Annotated in this window: 20 protein-coding genes; 10 read left to right on the top strand and 10 right to left on the bottom strand. The window is 48.3% G+C overall.

Going from position 1 to position 26659, the window contains the following annotated elements; genetic code table 11:
- Positions 1-103: 103 nt before the first annotated feature.
- From recC to ACN0UN_RS05325, 6 genes are all read left to right on the top strand, one after another.
- Positions 104-3568, top strand: coding sequence for an exodeoxyribonuclease V subunit gamma (recC, locus tag ACN0UN_RS05350; protein ID WP_417659066.1), 3465 nt, complete (start codon positions 104-106; stop codon positions 3566-3568).
- Positions 3565-7188: an exodeoxyribonuclease V subunit beta gene (gene recB / locus ACN0UN_RS05345; protein WP_417659065.1), complete on the top strand. Its 3624-nt coding sequence runs from the start codon at positions 3565-3567 to the stop codon at positions 7186-7188. The genes recC and recB overlap by 4 nt, the downstream gene beginning before the upstream one ends.
- Entirely contained in the window at positions 7185-9119 is a 1935-nt protein-coding gene (gene recD, locus ACN0UN_RS05340) for an exodeoxyribonuclease V subunit alpha (protein WP_417659064.1), read from the top strand. Before recB ends, recD begins: the two co-directional genes overlap by 4 nt.
- Complete coding sequence (gene arfB / locus ACN0UN_RS05335) at positions 9112-9528, top strand: alternative ribosome rescue aminoacyl-tRNA hydrolase ArfB (protein ID WP_417659063.1); 417 nt, start codon at positions 9112-9114, stop codon at positions 9526-9528. Before recD ends, arfB begins: the two co-directional genes overlap by 8 nt.
- Before the next feature lie 98 nt (positions 9529-9626).
- The gene (locus ACN0UN_RS05330) at positions 9627-12146 is read left to right on the top strand and encodes an acylase (protein WP_417659062.1); all 2520 of its coding nucleotides are present in this window, start codon (positions 9627-9629) and stop codon (positions 12144-12146) included.
- Positions 12147-12302: 156 nt separating this feature from the next.
- Positions 12303-13583, top strand: a complete 1281-nt coding sequence (locus ACN0UN_RS05325; protein ID WP_417659061.1) for an NAD(P)/FAD-dependent oxidoreductase — start codon at positions 12303-12305, stop codon at positions 13581-13583.
- On the opposite strand, the gene ACN0UN_RS05320 is transcribed toward ACN0UN_RS05325, so the two are convergent.
- The 3 genes from ACN0UN_RS05320 to ACN0UN_RS05310 all read right to left on the bottom strand — a co-directional run bounded on the left by ACN0UN_RS05320 (position 13584) and on the right by ACN0UN_RS05310 (position 15873).
- Positions 13584-14483 carry a MaoC/PaaZ C-terminal domain-containing protein gene (locus ACN0UN_RS05320; RefSeq protein WP_417659060.1) on the bottom strand — a complete coding sequence of 300 codons (900 nt, stop codon included), beginning with the start codon at positions 14481-14483 and terminating at the stop codon, positions 13584-13586.
- A gap of 130 nt (positions 14484-14613) precedes the next feature.
- A complete protein-coding gene (locus tag ACN0UN_RS05315; RefSeq protein WP_417659059.1) occupies positions 14614-15495 on the bottom strand; it encodes a DUF3667 domain-containing protein in 882 nt (293 codons plus the stop codon).
- 108 nt (positions 15496-15603) lie between these two features.
- Positions 15604-15873 carry a hypothetical protein gene (locus tag ACN0UN_RS05310; RefSeq protein WP_417659058.1) on the bottom strand — a complete coding sequence of 90 codons (270 nt, stop codon included), beginning with the start codon at positions 15871-15873 and terminating at the stop codon, positions 15604-15606.
- 195 nt (positions 15874-16068) lie between these two features.
- On the opposite strand from ACN0UN_RS05310, the gene ACN0UN_RS05305 reads away from it, so the two are divergent.
- Positions 16069-16587 carry a WYL domain-containing protein gene (locus tag ACN0UN_RS05305; protein WP_417659057.1) on the top strand — a complete coding sequence of 173 codons (519 nt, stop codon included), beginning with the start codon at positions 16069-16071 and terminating at the stop codon, positions 16585-16587.
- Here the strand turns inward: ACN0UN_RS05305 and ACN0UN_RS05300 are convergent.
- The 3 genes from ACN0UN_RS05300 to ACN0UN_RS05290 are packed head-to-tail and all read right to left on the bottom strand — an operon-like array spanning position 16584 to position 19437.
- Complete coding sequence (locus ACN0UN_RS05300; protein WP_417659056.1) at positions 16584-17063, bottom strand: methylated-DNA--[protein]-cysteine S-methyltransferase; 480 nt, start codon at positions 17061-17063, stop codon at positions 16584-16586. The genes ACN0UN_RS05305 and ACN0UN_RS05300 overlap by 4 nt on opposite strands.
- A gap of 14 nt (positions 17064-17077) precedes the next feature.
- Positions 17078-17938 (bottom strand): universal stress protein, encoded by an 861-nt coding sequence (locus ACN0UN_RS05295; RefSeq protein WP_417659055.1) that lies wholly within the window; start codon positions 17936-17938, stop codon positions 17078-17080.
- An 11-nt stretch (positions 17939-17949) separates the two neighbouring features.
- A complete protein-coding gene (locus tag ACN0UN_RS05290; protein WP_417659054.1) occupies positions 17950-19437 on the bottom strand; it encodes a SulP family inorganic anion transporter in 1488 nt (495 codons plus the stop codon).
- A gap of 116 nt (positions 19438-19553) precedes the next feature.
- Here ACN0UN_RS05290 and ACN0UN_RS05285 point away from each other — a divergent pair, with 116 nt between their 5' ends.
- Entirely contained in the window at positions 19554-20762 is a 1209-nt protein-coding gene (locus tag ACN0UN_RS05285; RefSeq protein ID WP_417659053.1) for an Nramp family divalent metal transporter, read from the top strand.
- 2 nt (positions 20763-20764) lie between these two features.
- Here the strand turns inward: ACN0UN_RS05285 and ACN0UN_RS05280 are convergent, their stop codons facing one another.
- Together ACN0UN_RS05280 and ACN0UN_RS05275 are read right to left on the bottom strand one after the other, a co-directional pair.
- The gene (locus tag ACN0UN_RS05280; RefSeq protein ID WP_417659052.1) at positions 20765-21721 is read right to left on the bottom strand and encodes a hypothetical protein; all 957 of its coding nucleotides are present in this window, start codon (positions 21719-21721) and stop codon (positions 20765-20767) included.
- A 66-nt stretch (positions 21722-21787) separates the two neighbouring features.
- Positions 21788-23467, bottom strand: a complete 1680-nt coding sequence (locus tag ACN0UN_RS05275) for an NAD-dependent malic enzyme (protein WP_417659051.1) — start codon at positions 23465-23467, stop codon at positions 21788-21790.
- Positions 23468-23507: 40 nt separating this feature from the next.
- Here ACN0UN_RS05275 and ACN0UN_RS05270 point away from each other — a divergent pair, with 40 nt between their 5' ends.
- Positions 23508-23999, top strand: coding sequence for an OsmC family protein (locus ACN0UN_RS05270; RefSeq protein WP_417659050.1), 492 nt, complete (start codon positions 23508-23510; stop codon positions 23997-23999).
- On the opposite strand, the gene ACN0UN_RS05265 is transcribed toward ACN0UN_RS05270, so the two are convergent.
- Together ACN0UN_RS05265 and ACN0UN_RS05260 are read right to left on the bottom strand one after the other, a co-directional pair.
- A complete protein-coding gene (locus tag ACN0UN_RS05265; RefSeq protein WP_417659049.1) occupies positions 23988-24695 on the bottom strand; it encodes a 2OG-Fe(II) oxygenase in 708 nt (235 codons plus the stop codon). The genes ACN0UN_RS05270 and ACN0UN_RS05265 overlap by 12 nt on opposite strands.
- A 2-nt stretch (positions 24696-24697) precedes the next feature.
- Entirely contained in the window at positions 24698-25135 is a 438-nt protein-coding gene (locus ACN0UN_RS05260; protein WP_417659048.1) for a DUF488 domain-containing protein, read from the bottom strand.
- 140 nt (positions 25136-25275) lie between these two features.
- On the opposite strand from ACN0UN_RS05260, the gene gdhA reads away from it, so the two are divergent.
- Positions 25276-26628 carry an NADP-specific glutamate dehydrogenase gene (gene gdhA, locus ACN0UN_RS05255; protein WP_417659047.1) on the top strand — a complete coding sequence of 451 codons (1353 nt, stop codon included), beginning with the start codon at positions 25276-25278 and terminating at the stop codon, positions 26626-26628.
- Positions 26629-26659: the final 31 nt, after the last annotated feature.

Raw genomic sequence — 26659 nt, 5'->3', positions numbered from 1 at the left:
GCAGTTCACAATATCACTATACAGCGACCCAGATTGGCGTAATCCACTGGTTTAAGCCGTGGTATTTCGTTAGGATGACAATCAGACATGCAGAGGAACAGTCATGAGCGCGCTTACCCCAGGATTCATTGTTGCCCACAGCCACCGGTTACAGGACTTAACCGACCTTGTGGTATCGATTAGCAAGCAGTATCCGCTGGCGCCGCTGGCAACTGAAACCATTTTGGTGCAGTCCAATGGCATTGCACAATGGTTAAAGCAACATCTTGCCTCTGGGTTAGGAATTGCGGCGATGGTTGATGTTACCTTACCCGCGCGTTTTCAATGGCAGGCATACCGCGCAGTGCTAGGCGATGATTTGCCGCGCCAATCGCCGTTCGACAAAGACCGACTAACCTGGCGTATTTTGCGTGTGTTACCCGCACATCTCAACGAGCCGGAATTTGAGCCATTACGGCGTTACATGGCCGATGATACCGACCAACGTAAATGTTTTCAGTTAAGCGAGCGGCTTGCTGACTTGTACGACCAATATCAAATATACCGGGCTGATTGGTTAAGTGCCTGGGCCGAAGGTGATTTCAGCACAGCCCCGGAGGCGCAGCAGTGGCAACCATTGTTATGGCGCTATTTGTTGGCGGATGTCGGCGATTCTCGTTGGAACAACCGCGCCTACTTGCATCAACAATTCGTTGACCAGTGCCAGCAATTGACTGTTACGAATCGGCCCTGGAAGATTCCGCAACGGGTGGTGGTATTCGGCATTTCAAGCTTACCCAAACAAACCCTGGAAGTTCTGCAGGCACTGAGTCGTTTTACGCAGGTGGTGCTCTGTGTGCATAACCCCTGTCAATATTACTGGGCGGATATTATTGATGGTCGGGATATCTACCAGCAGCATATGAAGTCGCGCCGCCAGAGTCGCCATCCGGCCGAGCTTAGCCCGGCAGATTTGCATGCTAACAGTCATCCATTATTGGCATCTTGGGGAAAGCAGGGACGGGACTACATTCGGTTGCTTGATCAGTTCGATGAAACCGAACAGTTACGCGGCGAATTTCCAACCTTAAAACTGGATATGTTTGAGCAAGAGCTGCCACCCCAACCTAGTGTGCTTGAAGCATTACGTTTTGATATCTTGCAGCTCAATGCAACAGCAGATGCTAAGCAGCAATGGGCAGGTATTCAGCTTAACGATGAAGCGCTGCAGTTCCATAGTGCACATAGTCCGCAACGTGAAGTGGAAGTGTTGCATGATCAATTGTTGGCGCAATTTGCTCAAAACCCTGATTTAAAGCCGCGCGATGTCATGGTTATGGTGCCGGACATTGATCGTTATGCGCCGCATATCGAAGCGGTGTTTGGTCGGGTAGAGCGTAGCGACCCAAGATACATTCCCTATAGTTTGGCTGACCAAGGCGCGCGCCATCAGCACCCGATGTTAATCGCATTGGAGTACGTTCTCACGATAGGGCAGCAGCGCGCCAACGCGAGTGAGGTTTTTGATCTGTTGCAAGTTAACGCGATTCAAAACCGTTTTGCGATGCAACCATCTCAATTGGCAACATTGCAGCATTGGATTGATGCAGCGGGTGTGCGCTGGGCACTTGATGAGCACCACCGCCGCCACTTGCAGTTGCCAGAAGCACATCCCAATACCTGGCTGTTTGGTCTGCAGCGCATGGTGCTTGGATACGCAACTGGGGATGTGGAGTCGTTAGATTCAGCCTGGCAAGACATTGAGCCGTTAGTCGATGTTGGCGGGCTAGACGCCGATATTGTGGGTGCATTGCAGCAATTTGTGCACGTGCTGACTGATCATTTTGAACATGCAAACCAAGCCCATACACCTCAGCAATGGGCCACGTACCTTAATACACTTTTGTCCCGGCTATTTGCGCCGGAAATAGATGGCGACGTGGTATTAATGAATCGCTTGCAGCAGCGCTTGCAGCAGTGGTTGGAGGCAACGCAAAGTGCTCACCTTGATACCCCAATTTCGTTAGCTGTGGTGCTAGAAAGCTGGCTGAGCAGCGTGGATGAACCGACACTGAATCAACGGTTTTTGGCAGGTAGCGTTAATTTTGCCACCTTGATGCCAATGCGCGCGATTCCGTTCAAGTGTGTTTGTTTATTGGGAATGAATGACGGTGATTACCCGCGTACGCAAAAACCCTTTGATTTTGATTTGATGGCGCACGACTATCGGCCCGGCGATCGTTCCCGCAGAGAAGATGACCGCTATTTATTTTTAGAAGCTATCCTGTCAGCGCAAGACTGTCTTTATATCAGTTGGCAAGGTCGCAATATTCGGGACAACAGCGAAAAGCCGCCGTCGGTGCTGGTGAGTCAATTGCTGGAGCATATTCAACATACCTATGGCGCGCGCCGCAATGGTAAACCATGGGTGTTAGAGCACCGCTTGCAACCGTTTAACAATGCCTATTTTTCGGCTGCAAAACCGAGTGCCCAAGCGTTGTTTACCTATGCTGACGAATGGCATGTAGTACATCATCAAGCCGCGGAAAAAACTGAAAATGGTGCAGCATTGCCGCTATGGACGCCCTCGCGTGCGCTGACGGTGAAGCAGTTGGCCGATTTTATGAAAGAGCCGGCAAAATTATTTACTCAAGTGCGCTTCAACACCTACCTCAGTGATCGAACCATGAACTTGCGCGATGAAGAACGGTTTGCACTTGATAACCTCGAGCGTTGGCAGCTACTGCAGCCAACCTTAGAGCTGGCAATACAAAACTTACGTGCGGGACATGACATAGGTGCTGCCGCTACGACCATTGCAGCGATGTTAGAGCGCTTTCAGCGTGCTGGCGAGTTACCCCAGGGGGCCGCTGGCGTTGCCATGAAGCAAGCGCTCTATGAAGATACAACAGGATTATTGGAGCGCGCAGAAGAACTGTTCGCTGGATATCCTGAGGCCGTAGACACGGTGCAAATTCAGCGGAGTTTTGAATCCGGGCTACTCGTAGAAGCAACGTTTTCTAACCTGCAGCAAGGCGCAACGGGTGAGTGGCTTTGGCTGCACGTTACGCCGTCTGTGGTGGTTGATAATAAAGTTAAAAGTTACAAGCCCCGGCCTAAGTATGCCGTACAAATTTGGGTTGAACATTTATTACTAAATAGCCATCACGCCACCCACAGTAAAATACTGGGGCGCGAAGGTGTGATAGCTTTTGCCGCGATGCCCAAAGCGGATGCGCAGTACCTTTTAGATAAACTCATGCACTATGTCGCCATCGGGTTGCAAGAGCCATTACCGATGGAACTTGAAGCTGCTTTTGCCGGCATTAAGGAAAACCATAAAGATTGGTCAACATCTTTCGACTTTGAGCAGGTGAATGCTGTTCACCCGAAAGCACAAACGTTCTACGAAGAAAGCACACAAAGCCACACCGCACAGGTTCTGCGCGCGGTGTATGCCGCGCGGTATTTCCCTAGTTATCAGTGTTTAACACAAAGCGAACGCTTCAATGAGTTAGCACAAGTGCTGTATCAGCCAATGATGCAAGCACTGTTGTCGAGCTCGGTGACCAGCGAGGCGGGCCAATGACAAGCATTAACACCTTACAACCGCTCACGTTTCCGTTGTACGACAGCCGTTTAATTGAAGCCAGCGCTGGTACCGGTAAAACCTACACCATTGCTGCCTTGTATTTACGTTTGGTGTTAGGGCACGGAACCAGCCGTTGCTATACCCCCGATGAAATTTTGGTGGTGACGTTTACCGACGCGGCAACAGAAGAGTTGCGTAATCGCATCCGTGCGAATTTAAGTGAAGCTGCAGCTTTTTTCCGTGGTGACGTGGATACCAGCGATGCATTTTTACGGCAGTTAAAAGATGAATTTCCGGCCGCTGAGCACGCACAACACGGGCGTGTTTTAGATTTAGCTGCGCAAGCAATGGACGAAGCGGCGGTGCATACCATTCATGGTTGGTGCAACCGCATGCTACGTGAACATGCATTTGCAAGTGGAAGCCTATTTACACAACAGTTAAATACCGACACCCAAGCGTTATGGGAGCTTGTTAGTGAAGATTACTGGCGAACTTTTGTAAGCCCACTGGCTGATCACGAATTACCGTATTATCGTCTAATTACCGCAGAGTTCAGCGACCCCCAGCGGTTGTTTCAAGCTGTGCGTTCAATCTTGAATCAAGGGCAGTCAGCGACGTTGCCAGCGCCGACTGAACTATTGCACCAACAGCTTAGTGCTGAGCAACAGGTGCGTGAGCAATTTCATCAGTACCCTTGGGCTCAATGGGCCGATGAATGTGAGCAAATGCTGCAAGAATTGCGGACGCAAAAACTGGTTAACGGTAATAAATTGCGTGCAGATTCTGTACAAAAATGGTTCGCTCAGATACGCGATTGGGCGATCACTATTTCTTCAACAGATGCTGATTTATTGCCGCCTTTAGATCCCGTTTCGGGCTGGCAAAAATTAACGGCTGACGATCTGCAACACAATTCATTAAAGACCGAACTACCCGCCCACCCACTCTGGGACAAGCTCGCTGCCTTAAAAGACGCCGTTGATGGTTTGCCCAAACCGCGTTCAGGTTTGCTGCAGCACGCTGCACAGTGGATGCAGCAACGTTTCGCTTTTATTCAGCAGCAACGTGGCGAAATGGGCTTTGATGATATGTTGACCCGTTTGCGGTTTGCTCTGCACGGTGAGTTTGGACGTGCCTTAGCTGACACTATTCGCAGCCAGTTTCCGATTGCGATGGTGGATGAATTCCAGGACACGGACCCAGTGCAATATGCGATTTTTGACAAGGTGTACAACATTGAAAGCACCTATCCTGATACCGGTATATTCTTAATTGGTGACCCGAAACAGGCGATTTATTCCTTTCGCAATGCAGACATTCATACTTATTTAAAAGCGCGTTTAGCAACCACGGGGCGCCATTATACGTTAGGCACCAATTACCGTTCGACAGCGTCAATGGTTGCCGCCAGTAATAGCTTGTTTTTACAGGCGAAAGACACGCCTCGCGGCGCGTTCTATTTTCGAGATTTAGACACGGGGAATGACCCGCTGCCTTTTATACCTGTTGAGGCAAATGGTTTAAAAAGCCGCTTCGTGATCAATGGTGACGTGCCATCTGCCATGCAGTTTGATTGCTACACGACCGATAAGAAAGTTGATAACTATTCGCTAAATTCAATTTTGGCTGAGCATCAAGCTGAACACATAGCACAGCTACTGAATAATCCGGATGCCGGCTTTGAGCACAATGGTGCGCTAACGCGAATTCAACCGAGCGACATTGCGGTATTGGTAAATAGCGGTACTGAAGCCAAAATGATTCGCGCGGCCTTGCGTGCGCGAGAAATTCAAAGCGTGTATTTGTCCGATAGGGATTCAGTGTTTGCCAGTTCACAGGCCGTTGAATTACTTCGTATTTTGCAGGCATGCGCACAGCCCCGAGATCCGAGTTTGTTGCGTGCTGCGCTGGTGAGCCGTTTACTGGGGTTATCATTGCATGACATTGATGCGGTCTTGAATGATGAATTGAAATGGGATGGTTTTGCTGAACAAGTGCTGGATTACCACCATCGCTGGCAACAGCACGGTGTGTTAGCAATGATTCAACGCATGTTACACGACTATGATGTGCCAGCACGCCTGTTGCGCGTTGCCGACGGCGAAAGGCAACTAACCGACTTGTTGCATATGGCAGAATTATTGCAGCAGCATGCGGCTGTAAGCGAAGGAATGGCGGGGCTGTTGCGCTATCTGGCGGAGCACATTGAACTGGCGCGTGAGGGGAATAGCAGTACCGATGCAAAGGAACAGCAAGTTCGACTGGAAAGTGATAGTCAATTGGTGCAAGTGATCACTATCCATAAGTCAAAAGGACTGCAGTATCCGCTGGTATTCTTACCTTTTATTGCCTGCACCAAAACGTTGGACAAGCGGGTCAAGTACCCAGCTGTTTACCATGATGCGGATGGCAGCATTAACGTTGCGCTGGATAAAGGTGATGATGCGATAGCAGCAAAGCTCGACCAAGAACGTCTTGAAGAAGATATTCGAAAGCTATATGTAGCAGTAACGCGGGCGCAATTCGCAACCTTCATTGGCATGGCCCCCTTTCGAACATTTGCAGACACCGCGCTAAACTATTTATTGAGCGCCGGCAGCCAGCTTGATTTGGCGCAATGGACGCCACCAGATAGCTGCTCGGTTGCTGTTGTAGCAGACGACGTGGCAGTCACAAAATATTGCCCAGAATCGCAGGATGCCGTGGCTATTCAATACTGCACAATGCCAGCAGAACATAGGTTTGAACCTTGGTGGGTGGCAAGCTACAGCGCATTGAAATACGGTGACTGGGTCGCTGCTGATGATGCTGATAGCGAAAATGCACTTGAAGAGCAGCGTGACGCAATACCGCATCCGCAAGCTGCACCGTTGCAAAATACCATTCATAGCTTTCCCAAGGGCGCTGACGCCGGAACCTATTTGCACAACTTGTTAGAAGATGCCGCCGAAGAAGGCTTCGCAACGCTTGCGAAGCAGCCAGCAGTAATCGAAAGCTTTGTTCACGAACGCGCCCAGCTTGCCCCATGGGAGCCGCATCAAACAGTTTTAATTAATTGGTTGCAGGTTATGTTTACCACACCACTACCGGTGTCGGGTGACAGCATTTGTTTAGCTGACCTAGAGAATTACCATGCCGAGCCGGAATTTTGGTTTCCAGCGAACAAGGTTGATGCTCAGCAGCTTGACCAACTTGTTCGAGAATACGTGTTACCTGAGTTTGATCGGCCCAAAGTGTTGCCGATGCAACTCAACGGAATGCTCAAGGGGTTTATTGATCTTGTTTTTGAATATAACGGTCGCTATTACGTTGCGGACTACAAGTCGAACTACTTAGGTGCAGACTTGGCTGCCTACACGAATGCCGCCATGCGCGATAAAATACTGAGTAGCCGTTATGATCTGCAGTACGTGATTTATTTGGTGGCGCTGCACAAGCTGCTGCAATCTCGCTTGGGCGCAGCATATGACTACGACACGCATGTGGGCGGCGCTGTGTATTTATTCTTGCGCGGTATAGAGGCACCTAATGCTGGGGCTTTTTATGATCGGCCACCACGCCAGCTTATCGAACAATTGGCTGACTGGTTTGTAGCGCAGGAGGCAATGGTATGATTCGTGAGCTTCAGCTGTGGTACCAACACCAATGGATTCGAGCTATTGATTTGAGTTTGGCAGAACAACTGCAACGCCAACTTGGTGAGGGCCATGAAGCTGTCGCACTCATGGCGGGCTTGGTTAGCTATCAACTGGGGCTAGGCCATCCGTGCCTTGATCTGGCTCAGTTGTATAAGAACGCAAACACGACCTTAGCGCTCCCACCAGATCATGCGCAGCCAGAAAGCCTTGAGCAGTGTCTAAAGCCAGCGCAGTTGTTGGCTGGAATTGCCAGTATAAAGTCATTAGAACAATGTCAGCAGTTGCTGAGTCAAAGCGCTGCAGTAAACACGCCCAATAGCCCCTTAGTTTTGGACGGAACGCGACTTTACTTGCGCCGTTATCATACCTACGAGCAGCGCATTAAAACCGACTTAGCGCAGCGCATGAGTGCACAGCAGAACGTTGACACAGCAGCATTGAAACAGGTGTTAGATGCATTGTTTGGCACCCAGAGTGAATTAAGTTGGCAGCGCAATGCCTGTGCAATGGCAATGCGTAGCCTATTCACGATTGTTACCGGTGGCCCTGGCACTGGGAAAACCTATACAGTTGTGCGTCTTCTGGCAACGTTACAGCAACTGCGCGGACGAGCTGAACCACTGCGTATACGGCTTGCCGCGCCAACCGGCAAAGCAGCCGCACGAATGAGCGAATCGATTGGCGAAGAGCTTGGATCATTACCTTCGGGTAGTGACGTGAGCGCAGATATTTCAACCGAAGCGGTAACTTTGCATCGTTTACTGGGTACCCTTCCCAATTCACGCGGGTTTCGGCATAACAGCAATAACCCGTTACACACCGATGTTTTAATTATTGATGAAGCATCAATGGTTGATATAGAGATGATGGCAGCTGTTGTCGCAGCTTTGCCTAAGCACGCGCGGCTCATTCTGCTTGGTGACAAAGATCAGCTCGCTTCAGTGGAAGCTGGCGCAATTTTAGGGCAGCTGTGCAACCAGGCCGAGTACGGACACTACACGCCGGCAGTAGCGAGTTGGCTAAATGCCACATCGAATTACTCGATACCGGATGACAAGATTGATTCCAGTGGCGAACTCTGGCCTTACCTCCAACACACTACCATGTTTCATGAAAGCCGCCGCTTTGACCCGAATAAAGGCATTGGTAAGTTGGCGCATGATGTGAACGTTCAACATACTGAGTGGCTCGCGAACTGGTTAAGCAACAGCCAGGCGATTGCCGCCGCACAACCTGAGTTTGATAATATTCAAGTGGTACAAACCCAGCAGCCAGGTCATGCATCCATCAAGCACTTGGTAGAAGCAGGGTATGCTCCGTTGAAAGCTATCATTGCGGCAAGGCCTGACAGTGACGATGACCAACAACTGGATAAATGGGCCGTTGCAGTCTTAAATCAGTTGGCACAGTTTCAGTTATTAACCGCGATACGTGACGGTGATTGGGGAATGCACCAGTTTAATCAGCGCGTCGCCTATTGGCTGTACGGCGACAACGTTGCGGAGCATGGTTGGTTCATTGGAAGACCCGTTATGGTGACGCATAATGACTACAGCATGGACTTGCGCAACGGCGACATCGGTATTGTGCTGCAAAAGCGTGCAAATGATCCTTTGCGGGTTGCATTTCAAACCGCCGATGGCGCTATTCGCTGGATACTGCCAAGTCGATTGACTCAGGTGGACACAGCCTATGCAATGACCATACATAAGTCGCAAGGCTCTGAATTCACTCATACCGTCATGATCATGCCAGAGCATGATGTGCCGATATTAACCAAAGAGCTGTTGTATACCGGTATCACACGTGCAAAAGAGCGCTTTACCTTGGTCAGCGCGCAACCGCAGTTGGTATTAAAAGCGGTAAAACGACGTATTCAAAGAAGTGGTGGACTTGCTCATGGTTGATATTGTGATTTCCCAACGCGTGACTATTCCTGAACGGGAAATTGAATGGCAATTTATTCGTTCATCCGGCGCTGGCGGGCAAAACGTGAATAAAGTTTCGACGGCAGCCCAGTTGATTTTTGATATTCGCGCTTCGTCACTACCAGAGCTTTATAAAGAGCGTCTGTTAATGCTGCGCGATCACCGAGTAACTCAAAGTGGCAAAATCATTATTAAGTGCCAAGAATCACGAAGCCAATTAAGTAATCGCGAGTCGGCTTTGGCGCAGTTCGTCGCATTAGTTAAGAGTGTCGGCGCAACGCGGAAAAAGAGAATTCCAACCAAGCCCTCCAAAGCAGCCAAGCAACGGCGGGTTGATTCGAAGAAAAAGCGCAGTTCAATCAAAGCGATGCGAGGAAAAGTTGATTAATTTTTGAGCTTGCAGCTCCGACCAGTTCGGGCCATACTGCTGTTGATTTACATGTTTGCAACAAAGCATACAAATATGAACAACAAGTAGGTAAGCTCATGGAAAATAATTTATTCAAACGTAACTTGCTGACATCGTTGATGTGGTCTAGCACTGTTTTCGTACTCGCGGCCTGTGGCGATAGCTCAAACGATACGCCTCCAGATATTAGCGTGCCACCACCACCAACCGGCTTAGTAGCTTTTGCGCCAAGTGGCGAGCTCAGCGCGGATATCACGTATACGGACTATGGTGTGCCGTATGTGAAAGCAGACAATATGGAAAGTTTAGGGTTTGGCGTTGGCTTCGCATTCGCACAGGATAACCTCTGTATACTGGCTGACCAAGTTGTCAAATTCAATTCGCAACGGGCTTTATACTTCGGCCCAGATGCAGTGCCGGGCTCGGGTGACTCAGAGAACCTATTAACCGACTTTGGTTTTTTGACCTTAGGCATTCGCGCCAATGCGGAAGCAGGCTTTGAGCAAATCAGCGACAACGCGCAGGCACTCTTAACGGGGTATGCAGCGGGCTATAATAAGTACATCAACGAAACCGAAACTGCAGATATGGACCCAGCTTGTGCGGGACAACCATGGGTTCAAGACATTACCCCACTGGACGTTATGACCTATGCACAGGGCGTCGCTTTGTTGCCAGGTGCGGCAAACTTTACCGGCCCCTTGTTTTTGGGTGTACCGAACAACCAAACCTTTGTAACATCAGAAACGGGCGAACCGTTGGCATTAAACTTTGATGCTTCAACTGTTGGCATTCCAGATACAAACCCAACTGAAGCTGGCTCCAACGGGTGGGCAATCGGTAGCGATTTGAGCGCCACGGATAAAGGCATGTTGATAGCCAATCCGCATTTTCCTCACACTGGAAACCAACGCTTTTGGCAGTTTGGTATTGAAGTGCCAGGGCACCTAAAAGTGGTTGGCGGTTCACTATCAGGTATGCCGGGCATCATTAACATTGGTTTTAATGAAAATGTTGCGTGGACACACACATTCTCGACGGCTTCGCGCTTTACCATTCATCGCCTCACGCTTGATCCTGAAGATGAAACCGGTACGAGCTATATGTTGGACGGTGAAAGTGTACCAATGACGACCAAAACACATGAGATTCGTGTCGCGACTGGCCCTGATTCGTTTATGACCATGCGTAAAACCAGTTACTACAGTGAATTTGGCCCAGTGATTGTGATTCCAAATGCATTGCCATGGGGCACCGATCAAACTGGCCAAGATGTAGCATTTGCTTTGCATGATGCTAACTTGCCGAACTATGACTTATTCGACCATTGGCTGGGTATGAATATGGCGGAAGACATTGCCGCCTATAAACAAACCTTTGTGGACTTTACCGGTACGGTTTTCAACAATGCGATGGCGGTTGATGCTGCCGGTAATGCCTTCTTCACCGATGGCTCATCGGTGCCGAATATTCTACCGGAAGCGCTTGCGCAATGGGCAGAAAACCCGTTATACCAAGCACTCACACAACAAGCTGAGTTATTTATATTCCCGGGTGATGACAGTGCGTTTATTCCGCAAGGAACCGTACCTTTCGAACAAGCACCGCAACTTGAACGTACCGACTTTGTTCAAAACTCAAATGACAGCTTTTGGTTAACCAATCCAGCAGCGCCTATCGAAGGCCTCTCTCCATTGTGGGGGCCGGTTGGCAATCAGCAGTCACTGCGTTCGCGGTTGGGGCAAAAAATGCTCGCTGAAGGTGGTTCTGTGGACGGTCGGTTCAATCGTGCTGACTTGGTTGACCGTTTAATCGGCAATCGTACTTTCTTAGGTGAAGCTGTGTTAACTGACCTGTTAGCCTTGTGTGAAAGTCAGGGCGCAACACCAGTTGATATGCCAGATTCAAGTCAGGTAGTGATTACCCCAGCTTGTGATGCGTTAGCGTTGTGGGATGGGCGTATGAACCGTGCCAGCCAAGGCGCCATGATGTTCCGTGAGTTCGCATTTGAATTTAATCGCGCACCACAATGGCAAGTAGCCTATGACCCAGAGTTGCCAACAACAACGCCAAATACATTAGCGGCAAACAATACGGTACTTCAGCAATTGGCGACGGCACAGCAACGCATTGTTGATGCGGGTCTCGACCCGGCTGCAACTTTAGGAAGCGTGCAATTCGTTGAGCGTAGCAATCCTAACGGAACGGCGTCAGGTGTTAAATTACCTTGGGCTGGTGCGCATAATATTGAGGGTGGTTTTAACGTGTTCCGCAGCAATATGGGTAATGACGGTACGCTCTTACCACGTCATCGCTATCCATTATTGCCAGGCAGTGACTTGAGTGCGGAAGCAGGTGGCTACCACATCACGTACGGTTCAAGTTGGATGTTCGCTATGGAATTTACCGACGAAGGCCCGCAGGCTGAAGGGTTGTTAACCTATTCACAGAGCGGCAATGTACTCTCTGACCATACCCTTGATCAAACCATGTTGTACTCAGCAGAACCGCAATTGCGCCCGCTTCACTTCACTAACGAAGATATTGAAGCGAACGCTACGAGCACGCTTAATTTAAGTGGTTCAAGTTTAAGATAAATAGTATCTCCAAAGCGAAGGCGGCCTGTGATTGCATTGCAGGCCGCCTTTTTTTGTTTACAGCGAAATGTAAAAAAATTTAATTTAGAAATTGACGAAATACAAATGTCGGATCATAGTTGTTGCACAATAATTGAGCAAAACTAGGAGTTGATAATGGCTCGGGTAACAGTTGTTGGTGCTGGTTTAGGCGGTGTTTCGGTGGCTTTCGAGTTGCGCGAAAAACTTCCAAAAAAGGCGCAAATCACAGTTGTTGGTGAAGGTGCTGAATTCAATTTTGTACCGTCTAATCCATGGGTCGCATTAGGCTCGCGCAAGCGCGAAGATGTCGTTATGCCAATTGGTGACTTCTTTAGTAAGCGAAATATCGAGTTCTCACCTGCGGGCGTTAAAGAGATTCATGCCGGCGAAAATCGTTTAATCTTAAATGATGGTAGTCAGCATGACTATGACTATTTGGTTTTGTGTACCGGTCCGAAGCTCGATTTTGCAGCCGTCGAGGGCGCTGGGCCCGAAGTCGGTGGTTCACAATCAATTTGCACCGTCGATCACGCTGTAAGGTCACATCAGGACTTTTTAAAGCTCTGTGAAAATCCTGGGCCTGTTGTCATTGGAGCGTTGCCCGGCGCAAGTTGTTTTGGCCCTGCTTACGAATACGTATTATCGCTTGAGTATGAACTCAGAAAGCGCAAAATTCGTGATCAGGTGCTGATTACTTTTGTAACGCCTGAACCCTATATTGGACACATGGGATTGGGTGGAGTCGGCGATTCAAAAGGTTTGATGGAGCATAAATTCCGTGAACACGGTATTAAATGGATTTGCAACGCGAAAGTGACAAAACTTGCCGATGGTCATTGTGATTTTGATGAGATTAACGACCAGGGCGAAGTGGCTAAGCACCATCAATTAGACTATGTGCATTCAATGTTCTTACCACCATTCAAAGGTTCTCCGGCGGTTGCTGCTGTACCAGACCTCTGTAATCCGAAAGGTTTTGTGATTACCGACAAACACCAGCGCTCACCAAAGTATCCCAATATATTTGCAGCGGGTGTCTGTGTAGCTATTCCGCCTATTGAGGCTACACCGGTGCCAGTAGGAGCCCCTAAAACAGGCCTCATGATTGAGTCTATGACGACCGCAATCGTAAGTAATATTGAGGAACTTGAAGCAGGCGGTAGTGACTTTGTAGAGCCAACTTTAAGTGCGCTGTGTTTAGCTGATATGGGTAACACAGGTGCGGCATTCTTAGCTGTGCCACAAAACCCGCCGCGCAATCGCAATTGGACGGGCAGCGGGCGCTGGGTGCATTGGGCAAAAGTAGCTTTTGAAAAATACTTTATGTACAAAATACGACGCGGTACATCTGAGCCGGTCTATGAACGCGTATCACTGCGCTTTATGGGTGTTGAGCGACTGAAATCTAAGAAATGATCAGTCGTTGGCGAAGCTGAAGCTGCCTTCTAAACGCTGGAGGTGGTCTTCAGCACCACAAATTTGGTAATAACCGCTGCTTGTGCCGGCATCAGTTTCAGGTTTTTGCCACAAAACGATCTTGGCTGGCAAAGGCACTGGGCGTTTGAAATTCACATCAATGCGATCAATCGGTCTGCCTGCAGCACGTTCAATTTCGGCTTGTGCGCGCGCTGACATATACATACCGTGAATGATTGGCTGATCAAAGCCAAACCAGCGTGACAGCAATGGATGTAAATGAATGGGGTTAAAATCGCCGGAAAGTCGTGCGTAGTCGCGCGCAATTTTTGCTTCAATGTGCCAAGAATTAACACGCAGCCATTCGCTTCCAGGCGCTTCTGCAATTTTATGTTCGCGTGGCTTACGAGGCCCCTCTGGCTGCTTGGGCATAACTTGATATTCACTTACACAAGTCGCAACCCGTTCGTCATTTTGCCAAAACTCAACAGTAAATAAAGGGCGTAAACGACGCGCTGATACTTTTGGACCGCGTGCAGGAATTTTGATGGAGGCCTTTAGAATAAAATCAATATCGGCAGCAATAGGTTGATGACGTTCAACACGGTTGCTGACATGCACTAACCCTGGCGCTGGCCACGGAAAGTGCTCACCAAGCATTTGTGCTAAGTGTACGCGTTGTGCCAAACAATAAATGAGTGTGATAGGCACTTCACTAACAAAGCCGCCAAATGCTTCATGATAGCGTTTTAATTGATCAGACGTAAACGCAGGCGCGCTGAACTCAGCGTCCAGAACATTCGCATCAGCGGGTTCTTGTTCATTCCGCGCAACAGTAAACAGTGAGCGAAACAACATACCCGGAAGGTTCGGCAAATTAACCGGTTGTTCGACGTGCATTAGAACTTCATCCTTAAATCAACGCATCGATGTTGACTGTACATCGTCAATTACGTGTTTATGTATACCATAAAATGATGGCTATTATATAACTATGCGGCGATTAAACAGAACATACCACACAACCGTTTTATGCTGTTAATAGGCTATATAGGATGGTTCCGACAAAAGCTGTCAATAGCAGCGCCAAGTACGCAAATATACATAAAATAAAGTTCAGAATTGTGACTGGCCAAGACTGCTGATAAAAGTTCTTTTGCGTTAATAATAGGTAAACAAATATCCACAGGAATAAGCCAGTATCAAGCCAACTGCCTAAATCACCTAGCCAAGTAAGACTGCTAATTACAGCCAAATAATCAAATAATTCTGTAACTAAGGTTATGCCTAGCAGAGACAGCAAGATGAAAGCGTGTGTATGCAGAGCCAGTGTTAAATGTTCAAGGTAATAATGCGAACGGTAAATATACAACAATTTTAGGAACAGCGCCCAAAACGGCAGCATTAACAGCATCATTTGCGGCGCAAGTTGGGTCAGGCGTTGTGCAAAAATATCAGGGTTGGCGGTCAAGTATTTGATGCGCTCTGTAAGTACGTTCTGCTGCTCCGCGTCAAGAAATGGCAGCTCAGCCCGCATCTCCTCAATTTTGATTTGATTGTTTGGATCGGTGGCCTTCATTGTCTCAGGGTTAAAACCTATTTCAATAAAGCTAGAGAAGACAACGAATGCGAGTAAGGAAATGAAAAAATATAAGCGTAACGGCGGCACATAAGATGCATGGCGGCCGCGCATAAACTCAAGTGTCAGAAAACCAGGTTTAAGGAAGAGTCCGCGCAAGGTGCGATAAAAGCGTGAATCCCAATGGCCAATTTCCCCCATGAGATCACCAAGAACGGCAAAAATGCTTCGTATGTAAACACGGTGATGCTGACCACATTGGTGACAAAACTCACCTTCCAGAGGCGTGTTGCAATTTAAGCAATTCTGGTTTTGCCAAGCTCGGTCGTTCATATTTTCTCTTCATAAGATAATGAAATAACGACTAAGTTTAGCTGAGTTTTAAAAAAAATGCCGACAATAAATGCCAGCATTTTTTACAATGATGTGAGCTGACTACTTTTAATAATTATCGCCGTTATCGCCGTTATCGCCTTTCTTTTTCTTTGGCTTATCTTTCAATTTATCACTTTGTTCATTACGTTCTTTTTGTAAAGCTTCTTTTTCGGCCTTCATTTTGGCACGTAATGCTTCACGTTGATCTTGTTTTTCTGCAGCCTTCTCTTTGGCTTCTTCAGCGGTTTCCTGACCTTTTTTTGCGTTTTGGTCTTGTGCCACAGCTATATTTACTGCGCTCATGGCTAATAGTGTAGCCAATGCAAATCGAATCATGACGACCTCCTAATAGGTGGTATGGTGCACTAGTTTGACGAGCGGGTTCGTTTAAGTAAAGCCCCAGCACTGACAATATACAATGTAGCATAGTGTGATTTTGCTGTAATTTTACAAAATTGAAATGCTGCGACATGATGTGTCGCAACTTAGGGTTAAGCTATGGCCCTGACGCAAATGACAAGGAGCATGTCAGTGCAGAGTGTTTTACGGTACCTTATGATGTTGCAGCACGTACCTAGGCAACCACACAAAATTGATGCGAAGACATTGCAGCAACGCTTGTCTGAAAAGGGTGTCGAAGTTAGTGTACGCACTATACAACGCAACCTAAATGAGCTGTCTGAGGTGTTCCCACTAACCACGGATGAACGGTCGAAGCCATATGGCTGGAGTATCGCGCAAGGTGCGCCGCAGTTGCCGTTTTTAAATTTGGCGCAGCACACGCGTAATGGTGCTGTTGCTAAAGTGACGCTGAAATGCGCGGCAAAGTTATCCAACCTAATCATCAATAACCCGCTGCATCCCGAACAAAAAATAGACCACAATGGCTCTTATTTTCATTTAACGGTCGATATGCCTATTAGTAATGATTTGGTCGCGTGGATACTTAGTTGTGGCGAGCATGCAGAAGTTCTGGAACCGCCAGCCTTACGCGATGAAATTGAAACGCATGTTAAGCGCATGCACGCGAGCTATATCGGCAGGCGCTAATTTCCGAGAGCGCCTTCATGGCGCAATAACCATTCTTTCTTATCCAAGCCTCCAGCATATCCGGTCAGCGTGCCATTAGCGCCAATAACGCGGTGGCAAGGCACCACAATGGCGATAGGGTTTCGGCTATTTGCCATACCGACAGCACGCACGCCTTTTGGGTTATCAATTGCGCGTGCAATATCGGCATAACTTGCGGTCTTGCCGTAAGTGACGGTTTGCAACTGCCGCCAGACTCGCTGTTGAAATAGCGTCCCTTGAGCATTTAATGGCAAGTCGAAGTGATTGCGCTGGCCCGAGAAGTATTCGGCAAGCTGCTGCTTCGCGGTTTTTGTTATTGCGCAGGAAGGATAGTGCTGCGGCTGCGCAAATGAAATGTCACAAATGCTGACACCGTCACGGCTTGTGACGGTGACAATGCCGAGGGGGCTATCTAAATAATCTTGAAACATGGTTTCTGACATAGTTAGTGACATAGTTACCACCATTGTTACCGTAAAATAAGCAGTGGGCTGTTACTATTATTTAGCATGTTGGTGGTGGTACTGCCAACTAAGAATTGACGAATTCTTGAGTGGCCGTATGCTCCCATAACCAAAACATCGAGCTTATGTTCACGTTGGTAGCTATGTAAAGTGGGTTCGACATCGCCCGTTAATAAGGCGACATGAACTTCATGACCATGTTGCTCAAGCTTTTCTTTCGCCCATTGAAGTTGCTCTTGCTTGGCTGCGGTATCGGTATCTACCATAACAACATGAATAGGTAGGCCTTTGAACAGCGGGCTCTGCGCAACCATATCCACGCCTTTGCGCGTTGTTTCACTGCCATCATAAGCAAGCAACACACTTTTGGGTTGGTTGTAATTTTCAGGTGTGAGTAGAATCGGGCGGTGCACGCTGCGGATCACAGTTTCCAAATGGCTACCAATATGGCGCTTGCCACTATCTAATTCACTGGTATCTTCCCCATGAATACCTAATACAAATAGCCGTGTGTCGGCTTCCATACCGGTCAGGGTATCCGCCAGGTCACCGTGGCGCTGGCGCATTGTAACTTGCTCTGCGCCGTTGCTACGCACGCGATTTTGCGCAGCCTCAAGCATATGATGCCCTTGCTGTAACGCCAGCTTGTTGCGCTGCGCATCGAGTTCAGCAAGCTCATCAAGCAGCATTTCACGACTACCAAGGCCGATATTGCCTGTCATATCAGTGTTTACCGGGTAACGGCCTTCATCAAGCACATGCAAGAGGGTGAGCGGCGCTTGCAGTTGCAGACTCGCCCACGCGGCATAATCACATACCGCTGCAGTTGCTTTTGAGCCATCAATACAGGCGACTACGTTTGTCATTCTTGTTCTCCTTAGTGGCCCATGATGTTGTCGGCAGCGTCAGGTTTATCGTGAACACCAAACCGGTCAACGATGGTTGCACTGGCTTCATTGAGCCCGCGAACCTCTACGTCAGCACCTTCGCGACGGAACTTAATAACCACTTTATCAAGCGCTGCAACCGCCGTAATATCCCAAAAGTGGGCTTTGTGAAGGTCGATGATGACATGATCAACGGCCTCTTTGAAGTCGAATGAATCAACGAATTTGTCAGCTGAGCTGAAAAACACTTGGCCAATAACTTCGTACGTTCGCTCAGAGCCTTCATCATTGATACGCGACTGAATCACCATAAAGTGGCCGATCTTGTTGGCAAAGAACATCGCCGCTAACAGCACACCAACACCAACCCCGAGTGCCAGGTTGTGTGTCGCAACAACGACCACGACGGTAGTGACCATCACGATATTGGTTGAGAGTGGGTGTTTCTTTAGGTTGCGAATGGAGTCCCAGCTAAACGTACCAATAGAGACCATGATCATAACTGCCACAAGGGCCGCCATTGGGATGATTTTTAGCCACTCGTCAAGCACCAAAATCATCACCAACAAAAACACCCCTGCAATTAGCGTTGACAGGCGTGTGCGTCCGCCTGATTTGATGTTGATCACGGACTGCCCAATCATGGCACAACCAGCCATACCGCCCATTAATCCAGCACCGATGTTGGCAATACCTTGACCGCGGCATTCGCGGTTTTTGTCGCTGGTAGTATCAGTTAAATCGTCAACAATGGTGGCTGTCATCAGTGATTCGAGCAAACCAACAACGGCCAGCGCAGCAGAGTACGGGAAGATAATTGCCAAGGTTTCGAACGTTAAGGGCACTTCTGGCCATAAAAATACCGGTAGCGTATCTGGTAAGTCACCCATGTCACCAACGGTGCGAATATCAAGGTTCAGCATGACAGCCACAATGGTGAGCGCAATGATGCAAATCAGCGGTGAAGGCACCAAGCGGCCAATTACCGGCACGTAAGGGAATAGATAAATAATGCCTAAGCCTGCTGCTGTCATCGCGTAAACATGCCAAGTTACATTGGTTAGTTCTGGTAGCTGTGCCATAAATATCAAAATGGCGAGCGCATTAACAAAGCCGGTGACAACAGAGCGCGACACAAAGCGCATCAATGAGCCGAGCCTTAGCACGCCCATAACAATCTGCAGTACACCCGTAAGCAAGGTGGCAGCGAGTAAATACTCTAACCCATGGTCTTTTACCAAGGTGACCATTAACAGTGCCATGGCTCCTGTTGCTGCGCTGATCATGCCTGGGCGTCCACCCACAAAGGCAATGATAATAGCGATACAAAAAGAGGCATAAAGGCCGATTTTAGGATCAACGCCAGCGATAATGGAAAAGGCGATAGCTTCAGGAATTAGGGCCAAGGCCACAACAAGTCCTGCCAGCACGTCACCACGAAGGTTCGAAAACCAGTTTTGGTGTACAGACTTTAGCATGTAGTATTCACTTCTTTGCTTGGGATCGATTTTGTTTTTAGGGTAAAACAAAACTATAGACGAAGATTCACTCGCTGCTGCGAGAAGCCGCGGATATTACAGGAAATAGGTGAATAATGAAACAGAAAGCGCGATTCACGATGGGCCCTGCGGCCCTTGTTGCGGCTGCCTTTATCGGGCCTGGCACGGTTGTTACGGCGTCGTTAGCCGGGGCTAATTTTGGTTACGCCTTATTGTGGGCATTGGTATTCTCAGTTATTGCCACCATGATTTTGCAAGAGATGGCAGCACGTTTAGGTGTGGTAACGCAGCAAGGATTGGGTGAAAACATTCGCGCGGGCATATCACGACCTTGGTTACGGCGGTTGGTTGTACTGCTGATTTTTGCTGCGGTCATTATTGGCAACAGCGTCTATCAGGGCGGCAATATCAGTGGTGCACGGCTTGGTCTTGCCGACTTGTTGCCAATTGATGGGCAATACATTCCCGTGGTTCTTGGGGTATTAGCCGCGGTGGTGTTATGGCAAGGCAGTTATAAAGTTATCGAAAAGGTGCTTATAGGCCTCGTGTTGCTCATGAGCATCGCGTTTTTGGCGACTTTTCTACTGACTCAACCCGATTGGAGTGCGCTATTGGCTGGGCTGTTGATACCGTCAGTGCCAAGCGGTGGCATATTGATGGTGGTGGCGCTTATTGGTACCACTGTGGTGCCGTATAATTTGTTTCTTCATTCTTCAAGTTGCGCGCAAAAGTGGCAATCTGCAGACGACCTTAATGCTGCGCGTAAAGATATTTATGTATCGATACCTTTGGGCGGGCTTATTTCGATGGCCATAGTTGGTACTGCGGCTTCAGCATTCTTCGGTAAGGCTATCACCATTCAAGGTGCTGCAGATTTAGGGCAAGCCTTACAACCCTTGTTTGGCGACAGTGCAACCACCTTTATGGCGTTAGGCCTTTTTGCGGCAGGGCTATCCTCGTCATTGACGGCACCTCTGGCTTCAGCCTATGCCTTGAGCGGTGTACTGGGTTACTCAAACAATCTCAAGGATAAGAAATTTCGGGCCACTTGGTTCACGATTCTTCTCGTGGGTGTTGTTATTGCCTCGTTGGGTTTAAAGCCGATTGAAGTGATTATTTTTGCACAGGTCGCAAATGGATTGCTGTTGCCATTTATGGCGCTATTTTTGGTCTGGGTATGCAATCAACCGCGTTTAGCGCAGCACCGCAACTCACTGTTGCAGAACATTCTTGGTGGGTTGGTATGTGCTGTAGCCATTGGGCTTGGCGCCCGCAGTATTGCCTCGGCAATGGGCTGGTTGTGACTTTATTTGCCGAACAACATTTCCAACTCTAAGCCGACAATCCATCGCGGCTTACGTGTTTCAATGAGGGTTTCTCGTGGCCAATGGAGTCCAACCCAGCCCTCTATAAACAGCCATTCTCGTTTGAACCGGCTACGATGAAGTGCCCGCAGGCCGTAATCCCTGAGGGGCACTTCATGTTCAGATTCACCCGACCACCAAACTTCAGCGCCGACAGCGCGTTCATAATGATAAATATAATAGAGCTTTTGTGAGGTGTTCCAGCGAACCCCTTCGGTTCGTTCGGCAAAGGTTGCACGGCCCCAAACTTTCGCAAACCAGTTTGGCGCCAAAACAAAGTCAAACTCCGCGGTTTGAGCAATACCAAAGCCGTCGCTATCGCGCCAAAATCCGACACTTTGCAGCGATGCTTCTGTGCTTTCACCAAGGATCGATTCATAGCGGTAGCGAGCCCGAAGGTACGGATCAAGCTTTAAGCCTCCACGAATACCAGCGCCAAAGGACAAACTGTGTTTCTGACTGAGGTGGGGGTCAAAACCCAAGCCAAGCATCCATTCTTCGTCAGATTGGTTGCGTCTTATTATAGAGGGGCGGGATTGCTGAGAGTCGTTGATGAAATCATCGAAGTCACCGCGACCAATAATTGCTGAGAACTTTCGCTCAGCATGCGGAAACACCACAGCGGCACGGAAGCTTGAGTCTAATTTAAAGCCATCATATTCATCCCAAACAGGCGTAAGAGTTAGGCTTCCCGAGGCGGTATCGTAGGCCTCTGGATCAATATCCTCGGCAAAAAACGAGTCTAACCAAGCTGCAGTGGCATTCACCGAACTGGTTAAGCCTGCTCGGAATTCATCAATCATTGCCTCCTCTTCCGGTGGCTGCTCCTTAGATTCTTTGGCTTGACCAAGAACAGCAGGGCTGAGGAGCAGACACAGGCAAAAAATGCTCCAGCGCATTCGACCTCCTTGCGTCATGTTGTATTGAACATACAAGGAAATAGGTCGATTCGCTAGTTAGATTAATTAAATACTTACGCGTTTGTAATGGCGATATTCGGGGCTCCAAAAGTTGGCCTCGATACGCTCTCTTAAAGTATCATCGCTCACTTCGAGCGCAAGACCTTGCTGTTGGGCTACTTTAGCCACATTAAACGCAATTTTCTTACTTAACTCAGCAATGTGGCTAATGCGAGGCAGCAGGCTATCGCTTTCGCCGTTCACGCGCGGTGACTCATCAGCAAGCGTATTGCTTGCTGCCATCAGCATTTCATCCGAGATAATACGCGCCTTTATGGCGATAACGCCCAGCCCAATACCCGGGAATATATAGCTATTGTTGCATTGCGCTATCGCATATTCCTGGCCTTTATATTTTATCGGGTCAAACGGGCTACCTGTTGCAATGATGGCTTCACCGTCGGTCCATTCGATGACATGTGCTGGATGCGCTTCGATTTGCCGTGACGGATTAGACAACGGGAAAATAATCGGTTGTTCGGTGTATTGATGCATGGCGCGAACAACTTGTTCGGTAAACAAACCAGGTTGCCCAGACACACCGATGAGAATGCCAGGCTTGGCGCAATGCATGACATCAAGCAGCGATGCGTACTCCCCACTGTGCTGCCAATCGGTTAGCTGGTCCAGGGGTTGTGCCAGGGCTTGTTGGAAGTCGCGCAAATCGCTCATGCCTTCCGTCAGCAAACCGAAGCGGTCGACCATGTAGATTTGACTGCGCGCTTGGGCATCGGTTAAGCCTTCAGCGACCATTTGCTGAATAATTTGCTCGGCAATACCGCAGCCAGCCGACCCAGCGCCGACAAACGCCACCTTTTGATCTTTTAACTGCATGCCTTTGCTGCGTGACGCCGCCAGTAACGTGCCAACAGTAACCGCCGCGGTACCTTGTATATCATCATTGAAACAGCAGTATTCATCACGATACTTACGTAACAATGGCATGGCGTTGGGCTGCGCGAAATCTTCAAACTGCACCATGGCTGCTGGCCAACGGCGACGTACGGCCTTCATAAAGCGGTCAACAAAAGCTTTGTACTCGCTTTGGTCGATGCGTTTGTGGCGTGCGCCCATATACATTGGGTCATTCAGTAATTTTTCATTGTTGGTGCCAACGTCAAGGCACACAGGCAAGGTGTAGGCAGGGCTTATACCACCGCAAGCGGTGTAAAGGCTGAGTTTACCGATAGGAATGCCCATGCCGCCAATACCTTGGTCACCTAAACCAAGAATGCGTTCGCCGTCCGTAACAACAATCACCTTCACCTTTTGCTTGGTCGCATTGCGCAAGATGTCTTCCATCTGATCGCGATCTTCGTATGAGATAAATAAACCGCGTGAACTGCGATATATATCAGAGAATTGTTCGCACGCATCGCCTACCGTTGGCGTGTAAATAATTGGCAGCATTTCTTCGAGATGTTGCTGCAGAAGACGATAAAAAAGTGTTTCGTTATTGTCTTGAATTGCGCGCAAATAAATATGTTTATTAATGGCGGTATCAAAACTTGAATACTGCATGTAACAGCGCTTCACTTGCTCTTCGATAGTTTCATAGCGCGGTGGTAGCAAACCGGTTAAATTGAACGCAGTTCGCTCTTCGCGAGTAAACGCGCTACCTTTGTTAAGTAACGGTGTTTCAAGCAAATTTGGGCCTGCATAAGGAATATACAGCGGATTCTTCATGAATCATTCTCCTCGCGCGACGTAATTAGGTGGCAGTTTGGTGACTGAATTCGCAATTATTGCAGAAAAATGGGAGGAAGGCATGGGAAATCCGGCGTTTGAAGTGAAACTTGAGTTAGTTGACAATTATAAGTTTGAAGTTGATTTCGGCGAGTTCGGACAGATCATTACTGACGAACCGGAACCTGTTGGGCATGGCGAAGGCCCGGGGCCGAGTCAATTACTCGCAGCTGCGGTTGCCAACTGCCTTGCCGCAAGTTTGATGTTTGCTATCCGAAAGTTTAAAGGTGATCCGGGTAAGGTGACAGCGAAGGTTCAAGGCGACATGGAGCGCGTCGATGGCCGCCTTCGTATCGGTAGCATGCATGTTGAGTTAAACCTTGGTCAAGCGGCCGATGCAATCGACAAACTTGACCGTGTTTTGGAGCAATTTGAGAACTTCTGTGTGGTCACTCAAAGTGTTCGAAGTGGCATCAAGGTTGACGTAACCGTATTGGATGACGCAGGGCAAGTTCTAAAATCAGCCGAATAATTGCTGTCCTGGGTTGAGCAATATCCAACTGGTTAAAATGAACTTATCATTAGACTTTGGCACCGTTCCGCGGTGGGTGTGTGTGAAATAACCGGGTGCGATAACCATGCGGCCGCGCTTCGGTTTGATGCTTTTGTTTTGATAATAGAAGTCGGTGGTGCCACCGTCTTCTACATCGTTTAAATAGAACATAAACAGCAAACTACGATGCAACGCTTCAACGCTGTTCTTCTCAGGGTAGACTTCACAGTGCCAGTAATTATAGTTGCCCTGATCTTGTAAATATTTTTGAGCTTGAATAGGGCCAAGGCGATAAAGCAATTGCATGTAGGCCTGTTCCTTTCCCGCGGCGATTTCATCAAAATTTTCATGCGTTAAATTTACCGGTGCTCCGGTAACGGGATGTTTTACTTTCAAAGCAACAGGCGCTATCAATGCGAAATGATATTTCTTAAAATATTCCAGCGCATATTTAGTGGTTACATCGCAAATGGTCTTTAACTCGTTGGCATAATCTTGATGCTGATTTAAATAAAGGTCTTCACTTAATTTTTTGTCCGTATCGACACCACCACCGGTGCGACCAGGTTGCTTATGCGGGCTGTTTTCAAATAAGTCGATAAATTTGTCACAAAACTCTGCTGAAAGCGCATCATCATAAACTTCAATAAAGTCGTTACTCACGTCGTTACTCACAATTATCCCCAGTAATTAAAATCTTTACCAAAACACACGGGCGAACTGAACTCGTTGCCGTCGGCTTGTTGATCTTCACATTGAATTGCCTGCATGACAGCATGTTTTAACACTGGCAGGTGAGAGTGTTCAAACTGTTTAACGGCGCTTAGTAAGGTAACCGGGCCCTCGCGTAGCCGCTGCATGATAGGTACCAGCGCTTCCGGATGAGTTTCCAATTCAGAAAAATAGCGTTTAGCGAACGTCGAATAATCAATATCTCCGGCATGATATTGTTTGCGCAACTGGTTAGAGGGACAAGCCTCTTTGCACCAGATTGAATGCGCAAGCTGTTCCTTTTTGATACCACGCGGCCACAGTCTGTCAACCAATATCCGCGCGCCGTCAGTTGGGTCCGCAGCATCATAAACACGCTTAAACAGAATGGAATATGCAGCCATTACAATCCTTATCGAGTCAACTAAACTAGCTTTACCTAGGCCAAAAGCTTTTTTTGCGCGTAGATTATAGTTAGTGTGATTAGCTAGTGTGATCAAGAGGTCGCCAAATTTCTACCTTTTTTACGACTTAAGGACAACCGATGACATATATCCGTAACACGATTGAGCAACTGCAGCAAACAAGCCCAGCGCAAACTGAATTTTATCAAGCAGTTGAAGATGTCCTCGAGAGTCTCGAGCCCTTGTTAGAACAAAATCCAAAATATCGCGAACAAGCCATCATTGCGAGGCTCGTGGAACCAGAACGTCAGATTATGTTTCGCGTGCCTTGGATGGATGATAATGGTCAAGTACAGGTCAATAAGGGCTATCGAATTGAGTTCAATTCGGCGCTTGGGCCTTACAAGGGGGGGCTGCGCTTCCACCCCAGCGTCAATGGCTCCATCATTAAATTTTTAGGCTTTGAACAAATTTTCAAGAATGCGTTAACAGGTCTCCCGATAGGCGGCGGTAAAGGCGGTGCCAACTTCGATCCGAAAGGGAAGTCGAATGCTGAAATTATGCGATTTTGCCAATCCTTTATGTCTGAATTGTTTCGCCATATTGGGCCACAAACGGATGTTCCCGCTGGCGACATTGGGGTAGGTACGCGTGAACTTGGCTATTTATTCGGTCAATACAAGCGCTTGGTTAATCGTTTTGACGGTGTGTTAACGGGCAAAGGTTTATTATGGGGCGGTTCTCACGCGCGCAAAGAAGCCACTGGATATGGGTGTGTGTACTTCGCTAATTATATGATGGCCGATCGCGATGTGGAACTTGACGGTAAACGGTGCGCCGTTTCGGGGTCTGGCAATGTCGCTATTTACACCATGGAAAAGCTCTATGAGCTTGGCGCGAAGCCGGTAACGTGCAGTGACTCGTCAGGCACAATCTACCATGAAGCTGGTATCGATCTCGACTTGATAAAGCAGCTAAAAGAACAACAACATAAGCGACTTGAGCAGTATTTAGAAACACATACCGGAGCTGAATATACGCCGCGTGAAGAATACCCCGAAGATGGCCATCAAGTATGGCGTTATGAAGTTGATTTGGCGTTCCCTTGTGCAACGCAGAATGAAGTGACCCGAGCAGATGTCGAAAGCTTGCTGGCGAATGGTTGTTTGGGTATCGCGGAAGGTGCAAATATGCCGCTTACTGAAGCTGCTTTTGATGCCGTGCAAGAAAGCTCTATTGCCTATGGACCAGGCAAAGCAGCCAATGCCGGCGGTGTGGCGACGAGCCAATTAGAAATGGCTCAAAATGCCAGCATGCAGCGTTGGAGTTTTGAACAGGTTGATGAACGTTTAAAGCAGGTGATGAAAAACATTTACACTGACATTTCCCGTACAGCGGACGATTTTGGTCAACCAAGAAACTTGGTGTTAGGTGCTAACGTTGCTGGGTTTAAACGTGTTGCAGACGCCATGATTGAGCAAGGTTTGGTTTAATTTGTTTCATTTGTTTTTTATAACTCAAAAT

The sequence above is a fragment of the Pseudidiomarina sp. genome (genome assembly GCF_048267825.1).
GTDB lineage: Bacteria > Pseudomonadota > Gammaproteobacteria > Enterobacterales > Alteromonadaceae > Pseudidiomarina.
This window is presented reverse-complemented; position numbering and strand designations above follow the sequence as displayed.